Below are 19,755 nucleotides of genomic sequence, written 5' to 3'. Positions count from 1 at the left end.
CACGTCCTTGTGGTGTCGCCAATGAACCGTCGTTCGCAATCGACGCGTCGGATTCAGGCGGCGGCCGTCGCTGCCATGGACTCCAGTTGCGCGCGAATCCAGCGATGCGCCGGGTCCTTCTGATAACGCTGGTGCCAGACCATGAACATCGGCAGCTCGGCCAGCGTGCGTGTGCGCGAGGCTAGCGGAATCCGCGCATGCGCGAAGCCGTGCATCACGCCGGGCGCCAGCAGGCTCGGCATGCTCGCCAGCATCTGCGTCCCGCGCAGGAACGACGGCACGCCGGAAAAGCTCGGCACGGAGATGGCGATGTCGCGGTGAAAGCCGTTCGCGGCGAGCCGGCGGTCGAAGTCGAGCCGCTCGTTGTCGGTGTAGACCACGGTGATGTGGCGCGCGGCGAGATAGGCGCTGCGACTGCCCGGTGCGGCCCGTGCCTTGGGATCGAAATAGCACACGTAATGATCCCGCAGCAGTCGCTTCTGCACGATGTCGATGCCGGACGGCGGCAGCGGTGTGATCAGGAGATCGCACCGATTCTCGCGCAACATGGCAGGTGAGGGCGACTGCGACGGGATCACGCGCAGATTGAGGCTCTTCACCTGCGCGGCGACATGTCCGAAGAAGCGCGGCAGCAGCAGGTCGCGCTGGAAATCATTCGCAGCGATCGTCAGCGAAAGCTGGGCGCTTGCCGGTTCAAACGTGACGCCGCCGGCGAAGCTGCGCATCTCGTCGATCAGCGCCCGCGCCTTTGCGGCCAGCGCCTGGGCATGGGCGGTCGCGACGATGCCGCGGCCGGATTTGGCGAACAGCGGATCTCCCGCGATCCGCCGCAACTTGTTCAGGGCGTGACTGACGGCCGATTGCGTCAGGCCGAGCCGGGTCGCGGCGGCCGTCACCGAACCCTCCTCCAGCACGGCGAGGAACAGTTCGAGGGCGTGGCCGTCCAGCGCCAAATGATCGATTTCTTTCATGCAATATATTATAATCGATCTATTTATCTGTGGAATAGGCCGGCCCATGATCTCCCGATAAGCCGCGCGCCCGGACCGAGGCGCTACAGGGAGAGACAACGCCGATGAATGTCCAGGCGCCAGCCTTAAGGGATCCCCGCCTCAACAGCCCCGAGCCGTTCACCCCGCGTGACGGCGGCTTCTTCCAGCGCGACCGCACCATCCATCCGCCGGCCTACGCGCCCGGCTACAAATCCTCGGTGCTGCGTTCGCCGCGCCAGGCGCTGCTATCGATCGAGAACTCGGTCTCGGAGATCACCGGGCCAGTGTTCGGCCATAACGATCTCGGGCCGCTCGACAACGATTTGATCCGCAACTACGCCAAGGACGGCGATCCCGTCGGCGAACGCATCATCGTCCACGGCCGCGTGCTGGACGAGACCGGCCGCGGCGTGCCGAACACGCTGGTCGAGTTCTGGCAGGCCAATGCCGGCGGCCGCTACCGGCACAAGAAGGACACCTATCTCGCGCCGATCGATCCGAATTTCGGCGGCTGCGGCCGCGCGCTGACTGACGACACCGGCTACTATTATTTCCGTACCGTGAAGCCGGGCCCCTATCCCTGGCGCAACTTCGTCAACAGCTGGCGTCCTGCCCATATCCACTTCTCGGTGTTCGGCTCGGGCTTTGCACAGCGGCTGATCACGCAGATGTACTTCGAGGGTGATCCGCTTATTCCGGTCTGCCCGATCCTGACGACGATCCCGGACAAGGACGCGCTCGAACGTCTGGTCGCGCCGCTCGACCTTAACGCCTCGACGCCGTTCGACTCGCTCGCCTATCGCTTCGACATCGTGCTGCGCGGTCAGCGCTCCACTTATTTCGAGAACCGCCCGGAGGGGAACTGAGCCATGCCGCAGCCGCTCAACTATCTCAAGGAAACCGCTTCGCAGACTGCCGGGCCCTACGTCCATATCGGCCTGATTCCGGCCATGGCCGGCTTCGACATTTTCGAGAAGAATTTTTCCAACGTGCTGGTGACGCCGAACACGCAGGGCGAGCGCATCACGCTGGAAGGCAAGGTGATCGACGGCAGCGGTTCGCCACTGCGCGACGTTCTGCTCGAGATCTGGCAGGCCAACGCGGTCGGCCGCTACAATCATCCGGCCGATCGCTCCGCCGGCGCTTTGGACGGGGATTTTCGCGGCTGGGGCCGCGGCGGCTCGGATTTCGAGAATGGGCTCGTCACCTTCGAGACCATCAAGCCGGGCGCCATCACCGACAAGGCGGGGCGCAAATGCGCGCCGTACGTCAACATCTGGATTGTCGCGCGCGGCATCAATATCGGGCTCAACACGCGGCTTTATTTCTCCGACGAAGAAGCCGCAAACGCCGCCGATCCGGTGCTCAATCTGGTCGAACCTCCAATGCGTCGCAAGACGCTGATCGCGACCCGCAGCGAGCGTGCCGGCAAGGTTGTTTATTCCTTCACGATCAATCTGCAGGGGCCCGACGAGACGGTGTTCTTCGACGTCTGACGACCCGGGGATCGTCGCGCCGGATCATTCCAGCCGGTCGCTTCGATTCACCGACCCGCGCGCGTTGAATTGTGGCGGTTGCTGACGCATCTCGCGCGATCCCGGCCGTTCCGCCGGATCGCGTCCCACTTTCGGCTTCAGTTCCGCCAGGTCAACGAAGATGTCCGCCTGCCGGCGCAGTTCGTCGGCGATCATCGGCGGCTGGCTGGCTAGCGTGGAGATGACGGTCACCCGGACGCCGCGGCGTTGCACCGCCTGAACCAGCGACCGAAAATCTCCGTCGCCCGAGAACAACACCATCTGATCGACGTGTCCGGCGAGCTCCATCGCCGTCACGGCGAGGTCCACATCCATGCTGCCCTTCATCTTGCGGCGGCCGGTGGTGGCGTCGACGAACTCCTTGGAGAACTTGGTGACGACGGTATACCCGTTATAGTCGAGCCAGTCGATCAATGGGCGGATTGACGAGTATTCCTGATCCTCGATGACGGTCGTGTAATAGAAGGCTCGCAGCAACACGCCTCGGCTGCGAAATTCGCTGAGCAGACGCCTGTAATCGATGTCGAAACCGAGCGCCTTGGAGGTGGCATGGAGATTGGAGCCATCGATAAAGAGTGCGATCTTCTCAAACGAAGACATTATGCACGAAGCTCCAGTTTCGCATGGAAGCCGGCAGTTTCGACCGCGAGGGCTCGATGTGGCGGCCGGGGAAACACGAAGGTGGCTACGGCCTGCTGAAAAGGCGGCGCAGACGACCGGACAGGGTGTGGCCGTCTTGCGCCAAGGTTAGGGAGGTCCCGTGCCACCAGCGCCTGGGCGCCGAATGCAGCCACGATAAGGCGTGGGCATTCCGGGCTCAATCGTACGGAGGTAAACGAATTCTATCAAAAGGGTTGGTCGTTCTATACGAAGGTAAGTAGACGCGCCGGGAATAGGGGCGGGCCCGGTCCAAATTCACCCGATCCCGGTTATGGCCGCCTTCGTGTATTCCTTCGCGATCAACTTGCAGGAGGGCCGGAGGAGGTCGTCGTCTTCGACGTTCCCTTCACGTGACCAGGAATAAGCCGGCCGCATCCGATGATGAGGCCGGCTCTCTTATCGTGGTTGAGCTTGCACCGCCGCGTTTTGTCGGCGGCGCGCCGGCTAGAAGCCGGTCGGTCCCACCGCGCCGATCCAGCGCTTGACCTTGTTGGGGTCCTTTTCGTCCATGTAGAAGAAATGGGCCATCGTCGGCCTCACGGCTGCGATGGTGGGATCGTCGAAGCGCATCGCGACCTTGCCGTGGAAGATCTTGAGCTCGGGACTATCCCAGAACTCGACGACGTCATGGAGCGCGGTAAAGCCGCGGTCGATGAACTGCCGCAGATTATTGCGGATCGCCTCGCGGCCGTGCCAGTCGGCGACGCCGAGATTGCAGATCGCGTCTTCGGCGAAACAGTCAAAACCCTTGCCGAAGGTCTTGTCGTCGATCTCCTTCCACATCGCGAGAAGCCAGTCCGGCGGGGCGGTCTTGATGAAAGTCTTGGTGGTCATGGTCTCTCCTCGAGGCTGGACAGCGGCAACATAACCGGGCACGCTTTGGCGCAAATGCCAAAGAACCCTCGTTTCTCGCCAAGCTCCAGGTCACGCGCCATGCGGAACTCCGCGCGGGTGATCGAGGTGCTGGCCTATCCGTCGGTGCAACTGCTCGACGTCACCGGTCCGCTCCAGGTCTTCGCGACCGCCAACGAGCAGATCGCGGAGGCCGGCGGAACGCCGCCTTATGTGCTTCGCGTGGTGGCGAAAGGCCGCGCGTGTGTAACGGCATCCTCGGGATTGGAGATTGCAACGGAGCTGCTGCCGCGCGCCGGCAGCGGGCTGGACACGTTGCTGGTTGCGGGAGGTCCGGGCGTTGATGCCGCCGCCTCCGATCCGGTGCTGCTGGACTGGCTGCGGCAGCGGGTGAAGAAGGCACGCCGCGTGGCGTCGGTCTGCACCGGCGCGTTCCTGCTCGGTGCATCCGGCGCGCTCGACGGGCGCCGTGCGGTGACCCATTGGTCGTATTGCGCCGAGCTGGCGCGGCGTTTCCCGGCCGTGCGCGTCGAGCCCGATCCGATCTTCGTGCGCGATGGTGCGATCTGGACTTCGGCAGGCGTGACGGCCGGCATCGATCTGGCGTTGGCCCTGGTCGAGGAAGATCTCGGCCGCGCCACGGCGCTGGCCGTGGCGCGTTATCTCGTCGTCTTTCTCAAGCGGCCCGGTGGGCAGGCGCAGTTCAGCGAGGCGCTATCGCTGCAATCCGCAGAGGATGAATTCGGCGCGCTGCACCAGTGGATCGGCACGCACCTCGCCGGCGATCTCTCTCTGTCCAGGCTGGCGCGCGAGGCCGGCATGAGCGAGCGCAGCTTCAGCCGCCATTATGCCAGGGCGACCGGGCTGACGCCGCTTCGGGCCATCGAGCGGCTGCGGGTGGAAGCTGCGCGGCGAATGCTGTCGGAGACGCGCCTGCCGGTGAAGCGGATATCCCAGCGCTGCGGCTTCGGCTCCGAGGAGACCATGCGCCGCAGCTTCTTGCGCGTGCTCGCGACCGCACCGCAGGACTATCGCCGCCGCTTCGGTTCCTGAGTGAGACCAAAGTCTAGGCAGCCAATCCGCACCCAATAGGAACAAAATCGCGCGCCGCCCCTTGCTTCGACAGATCCCTCGCGGAGGGTTTGCCATGAGCAAGCTGCAAGAGCGTGAAACTGCCCCTGACGTCTACAATCTGTTTCTCGCGGCCGTCCTCTTTATATCGCCGTGGCTGTTCAAGCTGACCAACAGCCAGGGCAAGATCGACCTCTGGGTCACCAGCGCCATCATTGTCGTGCTCTCGCTGGCGGCCATCATCGCCTACCGGGACTGGGAGGAATGGATCAACGTCCTGATGGGCGTCTGGCTCATCGCTTCGCCCTGGCTGCTCGGATTTCCCCATACGCGGGCGATGCATCTGAGCATCGGTTTCGGTATCGCCATCGTGCTTCTGGCGTTGCTCGATCTCTTCCTGCATTATGAGAAGAGGCATCCGGAGGATGCGCGAACTGAAACCGGGAATCGGGCGCACCAATAGGCCCCGGATCAGCCCTCGCCGCCAAGCAGTTGCTCCCGAAACGCGCGCGGCGACAGCCCCGTGGCGGCGGCGTAGACCCGGCTGAAATAGGCGGGGTCCTCGAAGCCGAGCGCGTACGCAATCGTCGAGACCGGCAGGTTGGTATAGACGAGGTTGCGGCGGGCTTCGCGGATCAGCCGGTTCAGGATCAGATGCGAGGCGGTGTCGCCGGTCGCTGCGCGTGTGACGCGGTTGAGATGGGTCGGCGTGATCGCCAGTGTGTTCGCATAGTCCGCAACGGTCCAGCGCTCCAGATGATGTTGTTCGAGTAGGGCTTCGAAGCGGCGGAACAGATTTGATTCAGAGCTGCTACCGGTGCCGCTCTCGCCTGTCAGCGCGCGTGCCACGAGTCCGATCATGGCCGCCGACAACGCGCGAAGCACATGCGCGCGGCCGAAATCGCGCGCGGCGTGCTCGGCAAAGATCTGCTTCATCGTCGCGCGGATCTGCGGCGTGCCGCGCACCACGGCCGATCGTGACAGCACGCCGCGCAGGCCCTCGGCGGCGAGCAGGGCCTCATCCAGGATTTCCGCAGCGATGGTCAGCACCCAGCCCTGGGTCCCCGGCACGAAGCGGAAGCCATGGACATGGCCGACCGGTACGTTGACGATCCGCATCGGCTTGAGCGGCACCACACGTCCATCGAGCGTCGCTTCGCCGCCGCCGCGCTCGATCAGCAGCACCTGGTGCAGACGGGCGTGGCGGTGCACGGCGAGCGTCCAGTCATGCAGCACCGAACGCGACGCAATCGTCTCGCAATGGACGACGTCGGGCAGGTCGCCGGCTTCGCCGAACAGATTGTAGACCCGGATGGCCGGGGCGGGGGCTGCGGTTCTCATGTTCGAATAGTACAAGACAATGGCGAAACCCTCCATCGGTCCGGACTGCTGAATCTGCAAAAAGGTGCCGACGGGAGGACGGAAAGATGAAAGTCCAGGTTTGCATCATCGGCGGTGGGCCGTCCGGGCTGCTGCTGTCCCAACTCCTGCACCTGAAGGGCATCGACACCATCGTGCTGGAGAAATACAGCCGCGAGCACGTGCTGGCGCGCATCCGCGCCGGCGTGCTCGAGCACGGGTTTGCCCGGCTGATGCGCGAGGCGCAATGCGGCGAGCGGATGGACCGCGAGGGCGAGATCCACAACGGCTTCGAGATCGCCCATGACGGCGTGCTCTCCCATATCGACCTGCACAGGTATTCCGGCGGCAATTCGGTGCTGGTCTATGGCCAGACCGAGCTGACGCGCGACCTCTATGAGGCGCGCGATCGTCTTGGCGGCAAGGTCGTGCACAACGCCGAGGATGTGACGCCGCATGATCTGATCTCCGCCCGGCCCTACGTGACGTATCGATCGAACGGCGAGGCGATCCGCGTCGACTGCGACTACATCGTCGGCGCCGATGGATTTCACGGCGTCAGCCGCAAATCGATCCCGAAAGACGTGCTGCGCGAATACGAGAAGGTTTATCCGTTCGGCTGGTTAGGGGTGCTGTCGCGCACGAAACCGGTGTCGCCGGAGCTGATCTACGTGAAGCACGCGCGCGGCTTTGCGCTCTGCTCGCTGCGCTCACAGGTGCTGAGCCGCTATTACGTCCAGGTACCGCTGACGGACAAGGTCGAGGACTGGTCGGACGATGCGTTCTGGGCGGAGCTGAAGTGTCGCCTGCCCGACGAGGTCGCCGACCGTTTGACAACCGGCCCCTCGATTGAAAAGAGCATCGCTCCCTTGCGCAGCTTCGTCGCCGAGCCGATGAGCTATGGCCGCCTGTTTCTCGCCGGCGATGCCGCCCACATCGTGCCGCCGACCGGCGCGCGCGGGCTGAACAGCGCCGCCTCCGACATCTATTACCTCTACCACGCGATGCTCGCGCATTATCAGGATGGTGACGATTCCGGACTGGAGGGCTATTCCGCCAAGGCATTGGCGCGGATCTGGAAGGCGCAACGCTTCTCGTGGTGGATGACGATGATGCTGCACCGTTTCCCGGATCGCTCCGACTATGAAGACCGGCTGCAGCAGACCGAGCTCGAATACCTGCTGTCGTCCGAGACGGCGCAGCGGTTGCTCGCGGAGAATTATGTGGGGCTGCCGTTCTAGGCGTCGGCCTTCACCCTCCCCTGGAGGGGGAGGGTCGATCGCGCGTAGCGCGAGCGGGGTGGGGTGACGGTCTCTCCACGATGAACAGTGCCCGCGGGGAGAGATCACCCCACCCCGTCTCACATTTTCGCTGCGCTTAATGTGAGCCGACCCTCCCCCTCCAAGGGAGGGTAAGAGATCGCTACTTCCCTTCGAGCGTATTCACCGGTGTCCACTCGCCTGGCGGCGGATTCGTTGCCAGGGCTCGGGCACGCCTGGCAAAATACCGGCTCGGCGGATCATCGCGTGCGGCACTTTCGAACAGCGCAGCGGCTTGCGCGAAGTCGCGCGCGCGCCAGCATGCGAGTCCCTCGGCGTAAGCTGCCGCGCGGGTACCCTGCTCCTGCGTCTCCTGGTTCACGTCGGCGAGCGGCTCGTATACCCTGATCGGCTCGTCGCGTCCCTGCACCCTCACCATGTCCAGCTCGCGCCAGGTGTAGGCGTTGCGGCTCTGGTCCACGGTCATCTCGGACGCCATGATCACGGTGCCAAAATATTTGTTGGCGCCTTCGAGCCGTGAGGCAAGATTCACGGTGTCGCTCATGACGGTGTAGTTGAAGCGCCGGCGCGAGCCGATATTGCCGACCACGGCTTCGCCGCTGTTCAACCCGATGCGGTGGGCGAGGCCGCGGCCGCGGAACGCGGGATGGCTTTCGTTGAGCTCCTCGAGCCGGTCGCGGCATTGCAACGCGGCGGCGACCGCGTTGCGTGCATGATCGGGATCGTCGGCCGGCGCGCCGAACATCGCGACGATGGAATCGCCGATATATTTGTCGACGTAGCCGCCATGGCTTTCGATGATGTCTGTCATCGCCGAGAGATAGTCGTTCATCAACGCGACCAGCTCGCTCGGCGTCATCTTTTCGGCGATCGAGGAGAAGCCACTGAGGTCCGAGAAGAACATGGTGATGTTGCGCATCTCGCCGCCAAGCACCGGCATCTTGCCGGAGGCGACCATGCCGTCGATCACCTCGGGCGCGAGATAGAACGCAAAGCTCTTGCGCAGGAAGCGTTCCTCACGGTCGGCGATCACGAAGCGGTAGCCGATCATCAGCGCGAGCGCTGCGAGACCCGCGAGCACCGGCTCGGTCAGGGGCAGCGCGATGGCATGCGTGAACGTGCCGACGGCGACGGCGGCGTAGGCGACGGTGAGCCCAAGCCAGGTGATCGCCGCGCCGGTCGGAGCGAGCAGGCAGGCGGCCGCGGCAATGATCGCCGCGAACGCAATTGTCAGGATCGCTCGCAGCGGGAAGCCGAGCTCGGTGATGGCATCGTGTTCGAGCAGATTTCGCACGACGGTGGCGTGGACGAAGACGCCGGCGACGGCGTTGCGGGCTTGTTGCGCCGCGCCCGCAGGCGCGGGCGGGGCGCATCGCGAGCCGGGTGTCCCGTCATATCCGCCGGCCAGGCGCATAGAGGTGAGCTTGCGGTCGTCGAAATTGAGGATGCTGCCGAGCAGCACGATCTTGCCGTCGAAGGCGCGGCGGAAGAACTCGGCATCTCCCTTCTCGACACAGGCGCGTAAATCGGCGAAGGAATAGGCGGGGATGTCGCGGCCCATGCCGCGGAAGTTGAGCGTGAGCGTGTTGGGGACCGGGCCTGGGATCGCGTAGCCCGACAAATTCGTCACGCCGGTCGGCCCGGTCTCGGGCTTGGCAGCGAGCGCGCGCGCGGTGAGTTCGACGGCCATTGCGGGCATCGGCTGGCCCGCGATGGAAAAGCTCAGCGGCATTCGCCGGATCACGTCGTCGGCGTCGGTATGGACGTTGAGCGCGCGGATGTTGTTTTTCACCGCCAGTTGCTGCGCGCGATCGGGCCTGTCCGGATGGTCGTTGCTGAGAATCTCGCCGAGCACGAGCTTGCCGCTGTCGGAGAGTTTTCGCAGGGCGATGAGATAGTCCCGGTCAAATCCCTTCACACGGTTGCCGAACGATGTGTCGCCAAAGGGAATTTCCGACTGCTCGATCGAGCTCGGAAAGATGACGTCAAATCCGATGACCTTGGCGCCGCCTTCGGTGATGCTTCCGAGCACCCGGCCGATCTCGCGTGTCCAGGTCTGGGTCGGCGATCCCTTGAAGGGCGGGGTCTCGTAGGTCTCGCCGTCGATCGCTACGACGACGACCGGCGATGTCGCGGGATCGCGGCGGTCGCCGACCAGCTTCCAGCGCAAGGCTGTGAGAATGTCGAGCGAGAGACCTTGCAGGGTCTGCAACGGCGGAGACGTGAAGGCCGCACCCGCAACGAGCGCAATCAGGATTGCCGCAACGATGTCCCGCTTGCCGATCAGCCGCATCGTTGCCGTCGCGGACGTCTATTCGAGCCGCAGCAGACGGCCGACGATCGGCGTCGGCGACGCGGTCGCGCTGGCGTCGACCTGGAACGTGTAGCGCTTGGTGCCGAGCTTCGCGAGATAGCTGCCGCCCGGGGTCAGCGACTTGCCGGCTTTCGAGAGGTCATAGAATTTTCCGGCGACCATGATGTCGCTCTTGAGCGGGAGGTTGATCGTGGGCTCCTTGCCGTCGGTGCGCTCGATCACCAGCGTGCTGCCGCTCTTGGCCTGAATCAGCGGGGCTGTGCCGTAGATCGTCGGCAGCTTGGCCGGTGAGCTATTGGCGTCGGCGCGCATGCTGCGGAACGTGGTCGCCGCGCTCTGGTTGGCCTCGCGCTCGGAGAGCTGCACGGCGTTGGCATCGCACGGCACCTTGACGCGCTCGACGTTGCCGAGCTGCACGGTGCTCTGCTCCGCGCCGACCAGCACGACGCCCTCGGTGATGGTCTCGCGCAGGCAGGATTTCAAATAGCTGAGCGTGACGCCAGCCTTGGGGCCGAGCTTGATGATCTTGCCGGGCGCCACGTAGTCCATGAACTCGATGCCGTCGACCTTGCCTTGCACGTCCTCGACGATGGCGGCGGGCGTCTCGGCAATGGCCGGACCCGCGAGGCAAAACACGCCGGCGATTGCGCCGATCAGGCTTCTCATGACTTTCTCATCCAGTTCGAACGATATACCCGACTGATCCACGTCCCGGCGGGAGCCTAGCAGTGGATCGCCCAGGCAAGTGTGATCAGAATCACTCTTGGTATTGGTGCACCCTAGCAGGAACAGGTTCAAACCGGTGATGGCAGAAAACGGCGCCGCGGCAAACCGTTACTGTTGGTGCAATGTCAGCCCCCGCGGTGGCCCCGCCCATGCGGTCCAGCTCCGGGCGGCTCCCGGTCGCCCCTAATATAAAGGGTGCGAGGGTGGCCTCGGATTTCGGCAGCGGCGTCGGCCCGGCGGCGATCGCCACCACCTCATCCCAGCGCGACAGGAAGGCCTCGACGCAGGCCGGGTCGAACTGCCGTCCCTGGTTCTCGACCAAATAGTCACGCGCCACGTCCAGCGGCATCGGCTCTTTATATGGGCGCCGCGTCGTCAGGGCGTCGAAGACGTCGGCGACCGCGACCACGCGTGCAGCGACCGGGATTTCGTCCGCCCTGAGGCCGTTCGGATAGCCGGCGCCATCCCATCGCTCATGATGGCCTGCGGCAATTTGCGCACCGAGCTGGATCAGCTCGCAGCTGGAGTCGGCCAAAATCTTCTCGCCGATCGTGGCGTGGGTGCGGATCACCGCCATCTCGTCGTCGGTCAGCCGGCCGGGCTTGAGCAGGATGTTGTCGGGAATCGCGACCTTGCCGACGTCGTGCAGTGGGGCGGCGAGATAGATGTCGCGGCAGAGGCGGGGCGGGAGCCCGAGTTGCTCGGCGATGATCCGGCTGTAGCGCGCGACCCGCAGCGTGTGCTCGCCGGTGTCGTTGTCGCGGTACTCGACCGCGAGGGCGAGCCGCAGGATGATCTCCTCCTCGCGCTCGCCGAGCTTGCGCGTTGCGGCGGCGACTTCGCTCGCCAGATGGGCAGCGCGATCGTTGAGCTTGCGTACGGCTGCACCAAGCTGAATTAAATTCCGCAGCCGCACCGTCATCTCGACGCTCTGTGGTGCCTTGGGCAGGAAATCGGTTGCACCTGCCTGCAGCGCTTCCATTTTGATGTCGTCGGTCTGCCGCGACGTGATCATCGCGATCGGAATGTCGGTGCATCCCGGCAGCGTACGAAGCGTGCGGATGAAGCTGATGCCGTCCATGTGCGGCATTTCGTAATCGACCAGCACGAGATCGAAGACCCGCTCGCGCGCGCAAGCCAGCGCCTCGACGGGATCGAGGAAGGTGGTGGCCTCGACGAGGCCTTCCGCTTCGATATGACGTTTCAGGAAATTGAGGACAGAGCGGCTGTCGTCAACCAGAAGCGCTTGGGTCAGCATCGGCGGCCCGACTCGTTCGGATGGCGAGGCGTGACCTCAACAGATAGCTCGCGCGATTTAACGCGGAGCAAACGTCCATGCCGCGTCAAACTGCCTCAACGTTGCGCGCAGCGCATGAGATTTGCGCCGGCTATGCACGCATGCATGCACACGCGAAGTTTCTGGGAATGTGACCCGTAGTTGTACGGAGGATTCCATTAGGGGTTTGCATACTCTCCAACGCGAATAGTCATCGTGCGGGATTCGCGCGATGCGTGCAGTGAATCCCATGAATTTGGGGGACGAATGTCGTCTGATGTCACTGAGCCGAAGTGGTCCCTACGGCTGCCTGCAGATTGCAGCATCGCTGCGATCCGCAGTGTCTATGACCTGATCCGCGAAGCGTTCGGCCGGCAGGACCGGCTCGAGATTGATTGCTCCAGCGTCGACAAGGCCGACGTGACCTCGATCCAGCTTCTGCTGTCGGCTGCCAAGACCGGTGATGCCCAAGGCCGCCCGGTGGTCCTGACGTCTTTCTCCCAGTCTCTGCGCAACACCCTTCGCCGCGCCGGCTTCGCCAGCGAGGCGATGATCGATCAGCACTTCCCGCAAAAGAAAGATGGCGCCTAATGGCCACGATTCTGACCGTCGACGATTCGCCCAGCATCCGGCAGATGATCAAGGTCGTGCTCGAGCCGGCCGGTCATAGCGTGATCGAGGCCGGCGATGGTGCGCAGGGCCTCGCCAAGGCGCAGGCCGGCAAGCTCGATCTCGTCATCACCGACCTTAATATGCCTGTCATGAACGGGCTGGAGCTGATCAAGGCGCTGCGCAAGCTGCCGAGCGCTGTCGGCATGCCAATCGTGTTCCTGACCACCGAATCCAATGACGCGGTGAAGCAGGAAGCCAAGAGCGCCGGCGCCACCGGCTGGATCACCAAACCCTTCAAGCCCGAGCAGCTGCTCGCCGTGGTCGCAAAGCTGGTGCGCGCATGAACGCGATGGACCCGACCGAGGTCTTTCGCCAGGAAGCCAGCGAGCTGTTCGAGGTCCTGGAAGGGGCCTTGCTCGACCTCGGCCAGCGTCCCGACGACCGCGAGCTGGTCGATTCCGCCTTCCGTGCCCTGCACACGATCAAGGGCTCGGGTGCGATGTTCGGCTTCGACAAGGTCGCCTCCTTCGCCCACGAATTCGAGACCGCCTTCGACCGCGTCCGCAAGGGCGAGATCAAGCCGACCCAGGAGCTGATCTCGGTCGCGCTGGCCGCCAAGGACTATATCCGCGCGCTGATCGAGGATCCGCAGTCGACCGACGACATCATCGGCGAAGCCATCCTCGACGACCTCAAACGCTTCGTCTCGTCGGACCAGCCTGCCGCTCCGGTCGCCGAGATCGCGGAAGCTCCGCCGCTCGCGCCCGTCGAGAGCAAGCAGGCCGGCTGGCACCTTTACCTGGAATTCGAATCCCACATCCTGCGCAACGGCTCGAACCCGCTCGATCTGCTGGAGGATCTCTGCAAGCTCGGTCCCTGCTTTGTCGTTCCCGTGACCGACGGCATCCCGTTCCTCGACGAGATGGAGCCGGAAGATTGCTATCTGAAGTGGGACGTCAAGCTGCACGCCGCCTGCGACAAGGATGCGATCGACGACGTCTTCATGTTCGTCTCGGACGAGATGAAGCTGACGCTCTCGCCGCTGGAACATGTCGAGGCGCCTGCGCCGATGCCGCTGTTCCAGCTCCTCGACGAGGAGCCGGCTCCGATGGTCGAGATGGCTGCCCCGGTCGGTGAGGTTGTCACTGCACCCGTCGCCGCTCAGCCCGTCGCAAAGGCGGACTCGAAGCCCGAAGTTAAGGTCGACGCGAAGCCGGAATCGAAGGCCGAAGCCAAGCGCGACGATCGTGGCATCGCCACCGTCCGGGTTCAGGCCGAGCGCCTCGATGAGCTGATGGACCGCGTCGGCGAGCTCGTCATCGCCCAGGCCCGGCTGACCCAGCTCGCCGCCTCCGGTTCCGATCTCTCGATCAAGATGATCGCCGAGGAGATCGAGCGCCTGGCTTCATCCCTGCGCGATACGACGATGGGCGCGCGCATGGTGCCGATCGGCTCGCTGTTCGGCCGCTTCCGCCGCCTCATCCACGACCTGTCGCGCGACCTGTCGAAGCCGGTCGAGTTCGTCACCACTGGCGAGGATACCGAGCTCGACAAGACCATGATCGAGTGCCTGGCCGATCCGCTGGTACACCTGATCCGCAACGCCATCGACCATGGCATCGAGGACACCGCGACCCGCAGCGCCAATGGCAAGACCGAGCAGGGCCGCATCGAGCTCGCGGCCGTGCATTCCGGCGCGCAGGTGCTCGTCACCGTCAAGGACCATGGCGGCGGCCTCAACACCGCCCGCATCCGCGCCAAGGCCGAAGAACAGGGCCTGATCGCGGCCGGTGCGGTGCTCTCCGATCACGAGATCCATCAATTCCTGTTCCATCCGGGTTTTTCGACCGCGCAGACCATTTCCGCGCTGTCCGGCCGCGGCGTCGGCATGGATGTGGTCAAGCGCACCATCGAGAACATGCGCGGCTCGATCGACCTGTCGACCCGACCGGGCCAGGGCACCACGGTGACGCTGCGTCTGCCGCTGACGCTGGCGATCATCGAGGGTCTTTTGATCCGCGTCGGTGAAGGCCGCTACATCATTCCGCTGTCGGCCGTTGAGGAATGCATCGAGCTGACCGCCGAGGACGAACGCTCCCGCGGACGCAACTTCCTCAACGTGCGCGGCAACCTCGTGCCTTTCCTTCGCCTGCGCGAGATCATGTCGTCGTCGGGCACGCCTGATCGGCACCAGAAGACGATCATCATTTCGACCGGCGAGACTCACGTCGGCCTCGTCGCCGACCAGATCATCGGAAACCACCAGACCGTGATCAAGTCGCTCTCCAAGCTGCATTCGGACGTCACGATCTTCTCCGGCGCGACCATCCTGGGCGACGGCACGGCGGCGCTGATCCTCGACGTCGCCCAGCTCGTCGCGCTGGCGCAGTCGAAGGTCGAGAAACAGCATATCAGCGAGGCGGCGTGATGAGCGACGGATTGGCGGGAGAACATCAGGCCGGCGCGATGCAGGTCGTGATGATCGGGCTCGGCGACGAGAAATTCGCGCTCGACGCCGGCCTCGTGCGCGAAATCATCGATCCCGTGCCCGTGACCAAGGTGGCCGGCGCGCGGGCCTTCGTTCCCAGCGTGATCAACGTGCGCGGCAATGTCATTCCGCTCGCGGATTTGCGCATCCGCTTCGGCATGCCGCAGCCGGAAGACTCCGCGGATACGCGCATCGTCGTTATCGAGATAGAGCTGGACAACGAACCGGTGCTGGTCGGCGTTACCGCCGACAAGGTCTACGAGGTTACGGAGATCTCGCATACCGACGTGCAGCAAACGCCGCGCGTCGGCATGCACTGGAAGCCGGAGTTCATTCGCTTCATCGCGAAATGGCGTGAAGAGTTCGTCATCGTTCCCAACATGGAACGCATTCTGAATTGAAACGACGTCTCGGGGCGAGACTGGGGTTAGGGGCTGGATATGAGATTTACGGTCAAGGCAAAGCTTGCCAGCGCATTCGGCGTGGTTCTGTTGCTGTCGATGGCGGCGGGCGGTCTCGCTTATGTCAAGCTGACCGAGATGATCGAGACCGCTGACAGCCTGGTGTCGCGCGCCAATCGGATGGAGCGGGCCGCCGAGCTCGAGAAGGGGATCTTGCTGCAGGTCCGTGCCGAGAAGAATCTTATCATGGCCGCGGAGAGCGACGCGGACCGTTTCCAGGCCGAGATCGCCAAGCAGCGTGAGGCACTCCTGAAGTTCAAGGACGAGATCCAGGCGGCGGCCTCTCCCGAAGGGAAGAAGCTCCTCGATGTCTTCGGTGCCGCCTACGCGCGGATGAATGCGCTTCAGGACGAAGCTCTCAAGATCGCGCGGACCGACAAGGCCAAGGCCGCCGAGCGCTCGATGACCGACGTCCGCAAGGCGGTTGGCGAGGCGATGGAAGCCGCCAGTGCCTACATCTCCAACGTCAAGAAGAACATGGCCGATCAGGCGGCCCAGGCCCATGAGGACGGCAATCGCGCCCAGTTCCTGCTGACTTCGGCCGTGCTGGCGTCGCTCATCATCGGCCTGATTGCCGCGATCTGGATTTCGCTCAGCATCGCCCGCGGCCTCGGCCGTGCGGTGGGTCTCGCCGGCTCGGTTGCCGACGGCGACCTCAGTCAGATGATCAAGATCTCCAGCAATGATGAGATCGGCGATCTCACCAAGTCGCTGAACGTGATGGTCGAAAAGCTTCGCCAGATCGTCCACGAGGCGCTCACTGCCGCGCAGAACGTCTCTGCCGGCAGCCAGGAGCTCTCGGCCAGCGCCGAGCAGCTCTCGCAGGGCGCGACCGAGCAGGCGTCGTCCGCCGAGGAGGCTTCTTCCTCGATGGAAGAGATGGCCTCGAACGTGAAGCAGAACGCCGACAACGCCAACCAGACCGAGAAGATCGCGGCGCAGTCGGCCAAGGATGCCGAGGCCAGCGGCGTCGCTGTCGGCCGCGCCGTCCAGGCGATGCAGACCATCGCCGAGAAGATCACCATCGTGCAGGAGATTGCGCGTCAGACCGACCTGCTCGCCCTGAATGCCGCGGTCGAAGCCGCCCGCGCAGGCGAGCACGGCAAGGGTTTTGCGGTGGTTGCCTCCGAAGTGCGCAAGCTCGCCGAGCGCAGCCAGGCGGCCGCGGCCGACATCGGCACGCTGTCGAGCGAGACCGTGAAGGTTGCGCAGGAAGCCGGAGAGATGCTGTCGAAGCTGGTGCCCGACATCAAGAAGACCGCCGAGCTGGTGCAGGAGATTACCGCCGCCTGCCGCGAGCAGGATGTCGGTTCCTCGCAGATCAACCAGGCCATCCAGCAGCTCGACAAGGTCGGCCAGCAGAACGCCAGCGCCTCCGAACAGGTGTCCTCGACCTCGGAAGAGCTCGCCTCGCAGGCCGAGCAGCTGCAGTCGACCATCTCGTTCTTCCGCATCGAGCAGGCCGGTCGTGGCGAGAGCGCTTCGTCCGCGCCGATCGACCGTGCCGTGACCCAGCTCCGCAGCAAGGCAGGGCAGATGCAGGCGGCGGATCGTGGCGCAAAGAAGCCTGTGCCCACGCGCAAGCCGGCGCGCGCGATGAAGGTCGCCAATGGCGGCGGTTTCGCCTTCGACATGCATGACGGCGAAGACGATCGCGACGCCGAGTTTCAGCGCTGACAATTAGAACCATCTGACCCTGGACTTGAGCATGGCCGCAACCTCGCAATATCTGACGCTCGGGCTCGCCGGCGAGACGTTCGGCATCTCGATCCGCAACGTGCGCGAAATCCTCGACATGCGGCCGATCTCGCGTCTGCCGCATGCGCCGAGTTTTCTGCTTGGCATGATCGACGTGCGTGGCGCCGGCTATCCGATCGTGGATCTCCGCACCAAGCTCGGCCTCCCGGCCGTGGCAGCGACCGAGGCGACCCGCATCATCATCCTCGATGTGCCGATGAAGGAGCGCCTGGTCGGCGTCGGATTCGTCGCGGACTGCGTGTTCGAGGTCACCGACATCGACGAGCAGGCGATCGAGCCGATCCCCGAGGTGGGCGGCAAATGGCAGTCCGACTATGCCGCCGGCATCGGCCGCAAAGGCGAGAAATTCGTCGTCATCTTCGATCTCGCCAAGCTGATGGCAAATGACGAGCTACCGGGCGAGGCGCCTCGCGCCGCCTGATCCTAGATTTTGTGCAGCAAGCGTAAGCAACATTAATCCAGAACTACGAGATACATCATGAGATTCACCGTCAAAGCCAAGCTTGCCAGTGCCTTCGGCGTCGTCATCCTGCTGTCCATGATCGCCGGTGCGGTCGGGTATTTGAAGCTGTCGGATATGGTCGGTACCACCGAGCAGCTGGTCGGCCGCGCGGGCCGGATGGAAAAGGCCGCCGAGCTCAAGGAAGGCGTGCTGTTCCTGGTGCGCGCCGAGAAGAACTCGATCCTCGCGGCAAGCGATGCCGAATATGATCAGTTTCAAGCCGACCTCGCCAAGAACCGCGAAGCGCTGACCAAGTCCAAGGACGAGATCACCGCCGCGGCCAGCGAAAGCGGCAAGAAGCTGATGGAGAATTTCTCCGTCGCGTTCGCCAAGCTGAATGCCTATCAGGACGAGACCGTCAAGCTTGCGAAGACCGACAAGCCGAAGGCGCTCGACCGCTCCATGCATGACGGCCGCAAGGTCGTCGCGGACGCGTTGGAGGCAGCTGACGGCTACATCAAGAACGTCAAGAAGAACATGGCGGAGCAGGCCGAGCAGTCCAAGCAGGACGGCGCCCGCGCCGAGATGCTGCTGATCAGCCTGGTGATTGCCTCGCTCCTGATCGCCGTCGTCGCGGCGACCTGGATCGCGCTCAATATCAGCCGTGCGCTGGCGCAGGCCGTCGGCCTCGCCGACGCGGTCGCGATCGGTGATCTGAGCCAGAAGATCGAGTCTTCGAGCAATGACGAGATCGGCGATCTCATCAAGTCGCTGAATGCGATGACGGTGAACCTGAACGCCACCGCGGCCCTTGCCAACCAGATTGCGCAGGGCGACCTCACCGTCGAAGCCAAGGCGCTGTCGGACAAGGATACGCTCGGCCTCGCGCTCGAACGGATGGTGGAGAAGCTCCGTCAGATCGTCTCGGAAGCTCTGACCGCGGCGCAGAACGTCTCGGCCGGCAGCCAGGAGCTCTCGGCCAGCGCCGAGCAGCTTTCGCAGGGCGCGACAGAGCAGGCCTCGTCTGCCGAGGAGGCTTCGTCTTCGATGGAAGAGATGGCTTCGAACGTGAAGCAGAACGCGGACAACGCCAACCAGACCGAGAAAATCGCTGCGCAGTCGGCCAAGGACGCCGAAGCCAGCGGTGCTGCGGTGGGCCGTGCTGTCAACGCGATGCAGACCATCGCCGAGAAGATCACCATCGTGCAGGAGATCGCACGCCAGACCGATCTGCTCGCGCTCAACGCCGCGGTCGAGGCCGCGCGCGCCGGCGAGCACGGCAAGGGCTTTGCGGTGGTCGCCTCCGAAGTGCGCAAGCTCGCCGAGCGCAGCCAGGCGGCTGCGGCCGAGATCGGCACGCTGTCGGCCGACACCGTCAAGGTCGCGCAGGAAGCAGGCGCCATGCTGTCCAAGCTCGTCCCCGACATCAAGAAGACCGCAGAGCTCGTCGAGGAGATCACCGCGGCCTGCCGCGAGCAGGACGTCGGCTCGGCCCAGATCAACCAGGCGATCCAGCAGCTCGACAAGGTCGGCCAGCAGAACGCCAGCGCCTCCGAGCAGGTGTCTTCGACCTCGGAAGAGCTCGCCTCGCAAGCCGAGCAGTTGCAGTCGACGATCGCCTATTTCCGCATCGAGCATGGCGGGAAGAGCAACGCGCCGGCACCTATCGACCGGGCCGTCACTCAGCTCCGCGCCAAGGCCGCGACCATGGCAGCGGCCGAGCGCCCCGCCAAGAAGCCGCCGGCCAGGCCGGCACGCGCCATGAAGGCGGCGGGCGGTGGCGGCTTTGCTTTCGACATGAACGACGGTGAGGATGATCGGGACGCCGATTTTCAGCGCTGAGATTTTCCGGGAACAGGTCCGCCCGCCGATCGGGCGGACTTGTTCTCTTCTCTTGTGTAGACGCGTAGGAAGCAAAATGGCCCGGTT

The 19,755-nt window shown here is 64.2% G+C and carries 19 protein-coding genes; 12 read left to right on the top strand and 7 right to left on the bottom strand.

What is annotated here, in order from left to right:
* Positions 1-53 precede the first annotated feature (53 nt).
* Positions 54-971 carry a LysR family transcriptional regulator gene (locus QA645_RS35125; protein WP_283045785.1) on the bottom strand — a complete coding sequence of 306 codons (918 nt, stop codon included), beginning with the start codon at positions 969-971 and terminating at the stop codon, positions 54-56.
* Between the two features lie 104 nt (positions 972-1,075).
* On the opposite strand from QA645_RS35125, the gene pcaH reads away from it, so the two are divergent.
* Positions 1,076-1,858 carry a protocatechuate 3,4-dioxygenase subunit beta gene (gene pcaH / locus QA645_RS35120; protein WP_283045783.1) on the top strand — a complete coding sequence of 261 codons (783 nt, stop codon included), beginning with the start codon at positions 1,076-1,078 and terminating at the stop codon, positions 1,856-1,858.
* Between the two features lie 3 nt (positions 1,859-1,861).
* Positions 1,862-2,488, top strand: coding sequence for a protocatechuate 3,4-dioxygenase subunit alpha (gene pcaG, locus QA645_RS35115; RefSeq protein ID WP_283045781.1), 627 nt, complete (start codon positions 1,862-1,864; stop codon positions 2,486-2,488).
* Positions 2,489-2,512: 24 nt separating this feature from the next.
* Here pcaG and QA645_RS35110 read toward each other — a convergent pair whose 3' ends face one another.
* Both QA645_RS35110 and QA645_RS35105 read right to left on the bottom strand, forming a co-directional pair.
* Positions 2,513-3,127, bottom strand: a complete 615-nt coding sequence (locus QA645_RS35110; RefSeq protein ID WP_254192213.1) for an NYN domain-containing protein — start codon at positions 3,125-3,127, stop codon at positions 2,513-2,515.
* A gap of 504 nt (positions 3,128-3,631) precedes the next feature.
* Positions 3,632-4,021 carry a nuclear transport factor 2 family protein gene (locus QA645_RS35105; protein ID WP_283045779.1) on the bottom strand — a complete coding sequence of 130 codons (390 nt, stop codon included), beginning with the start codon at positions 4,019-4,021 and terminating at the stop codon, positions 3,632-3,634.
* A 99-nt stretch (positions 4,022-4,120) separates the two neighbouring features.
* On the opposite strand from QA645_RS35105, the gene QA645_RS35100 reads away from it, so the two are divergent.
* A complete protein-coding gene (locus QA645_RS35100; protein ID WP_349253149.1) occupies positions 4,121-5,092 on the top strand; it encodes a GlxA family transcriptional regulator in 972 nt (323 codons plus the stop codon).
* Between the two features lie 94 nt (positions 5,093-5,186).
* The gene (locus QA645_RS35095) at positions 5,187-5,573 is read left to right on the top strand and encodes an SPW repeat protein (RefSeq protein ID WP_283045777.1); all 387 of its coding nucleotides are present in this window, start codon (positions 5,187-5,189) and stop codon (positions 5,571-5,573) included.
* Between the two features lie 8 nt (positions 5,574-5,581).
* On the opposite strand, the gene QA645_RS35090 is transcribed toward QA645_RS35095, so the two are convergent.
* Entirely contained in the window at positions 5,582-6,487 is a 906-nt protein-coding gene (locus QA645_RS35090) for a helix-turn-helix domain-containing protein (RefSeq protein ID WP_283045775.1), read from the bottom strand.
* A gap of 50 nt (positions 6,488-6,537) precedes the next feature.
* Between QA645_RS35090 and pobA the strand changes: the two genes are divergently transcribed.
* Positions 6,538-7,710, top strand: a complete 1,173-nt coding sequence (gene pobA / locus QA645_RS35085; protein ID WP_283045773.1) for a 4-hydroxybenzoate 3-monooxygenase — start codon at positions 6,538-6,540, stop codon at positions 7,708-7,710.
* A 181-nt stretch (positions 7,711-7,891) separates the two neighbouring features.
* Here the strand turns inward: pobA and QA645_RS35080 are convergent, their stop codons facing one another.
* The 3 genes from QA645_RS35080 to QA645_RS35070 all read right to left on the bottom strand — a co-directional run bounded on the left by QA645_RS35080 (position 7,892) and on the right by QA645_RS35070 (position 12,047).
* Positions 7,892-10,042, bottom strand: coding sequence for an adenylate/guanylate cyclase domain-containing protein (locus QA645_RS35080; protein WP_283045772.1), 2,151 nt, complete (start codon positions 10,040-10,042; stop codon positions 7,892-7,894).
* 18 nt (positions 10,043-10,060) lie between these two features.
* The gene (locus QA645_RS35075) at positions 10,061-10,729 is read right to left on the bottom strand and encodes a hypothetical protein (protein ID WP_283045771.1); all 669 of its coding nucleotides are present in this window, start codon (positions 10,727-10,729) and stop codon (positions 10,061-10,063) included.
* Between the two features lie 91 nt (positions 10,730-10,820).
* A complete protein-coding gene (locus QA645_RS35070; RefSeq protein ID WP_283045770.1) occupies positions 10,821-12,047 on the bottom strand; it encodes an HD domain-containing phosphohydrolase in 1,227 nt (408 codons plus the stop codon).
* Positions 12,048-12,332: 285 nt separating this feature from the next.
* Here QA645_RS35070 and QA645_RS35065 point away from each other — a divergent pair, with 285 nt between their 5' ends.
* From QA645_RS35065 to QA645_RS35035, 7 genes are read left to right on the top strand one after another with little or no spacing between them, the layout of a single operon-like run.
* Positions 12,333-12,656, top strand: a complete 324-nt coding sequence (locus QA645_RS35065; protein WP_254129155.1) for an STAS domain-containing protein — start codon at positions 12,333-12,335, stop codon at positions 12,654-12,656.
* Positions 12,656-13,021, top strand: coding sequence for a response regulator (locus tag QA645_RS35060; RefSeq protein WP_194477495.1), 366 nt, complete (start codon positions 12,656-12,658; stop codon positions 13,019-13,021). Before QA645_RS35065 ends, QA645_RS35060 begins: the two co-directional genes overlap by 1 nt.
* The gene (locus QA645_RS35055) at positions 13,018-15,105 is read left to right on the top strand and encodes a chemotaxis protein CheA (RefSeq protein WP_283045769.1); all 2,088 of its coding nucleotides are present in this window, start codon (positions 13,018-13,020) and stop codon (positions 15,103-15,105) included. Before QA645_RS35060 ends, QA645_RS35055 begins: the two co-directional genes overlap by 4 nt.
* The gene (locus tag QA645_RS35050) at positions 15,105-15,566 is read left to right on the top strand and encodes a chemotaxis protein CheW (RefSeq protein ID WP_283045768.1); all 462 of its coding nucleotides are present in this window, start codon (positions 15,105-15,107) and stop codon (positions 15,564-15,566) included. The genes QA645_RS35055 and QA645_RS35050 overlap by 1 nt, the downstream gene beginning before the upstream one ends.
* A 39-nt stretch (positions 15,567-15,605) precedes the next feature.
* Positions 15,606-17,303 (top strand): methyl-accepting chemotaxis protein, encoded by a 1,698-nt coding sequence (locus tag QA645_RS35045; protein ID WP_283045767.1) that lies wholly within the window; start codon positions 15,606-15,608, stop codon positions 17,301-17,303.
* Positions 17,304-17,334: 31 nt separating this feature from the next.
* Complete coding sequence (locus QA645_RS35040) at positions 17,335-17,805, top strand: chemotaxis protein CheW (RefSeq protein WP_283045766.1); 471 nt, start codon at positions 17,335-17,337, stop codon at positions 17,803-17,805.
* A gap of 57 nt (positions 17,806-17,862) precedes the next feature.
* Complete coding sequence (locus tag QA645_RS35035; RefSeq protein WP_283045765.1) at positions 17,863-19,668, top strand: methyl-accepting chemotaxis protein; 1,806 nt, start codon at positions 17,863-17,865, stop codon at positions 19,666-19,668.
* Positions 19,669-19,755: the final 87 nt, after the last annotated feature.

Origin of the sequence: Bradyrhizobium sp. CIAT3101, assembly GCF_029714945.1 — a bacterium.
Classification (GTDB): domain Bacteria; phylum Pseudomonadota; class Alphaproteobacteria; order Rhizobiales; family Xanthobacteraceae; genus Bradyrhizobium.
The sequence above is the reverse complement of the archived record's forward strand: the minus strand, read 5'-3'. Positions and strand labels throughout refer to the sequence as shown.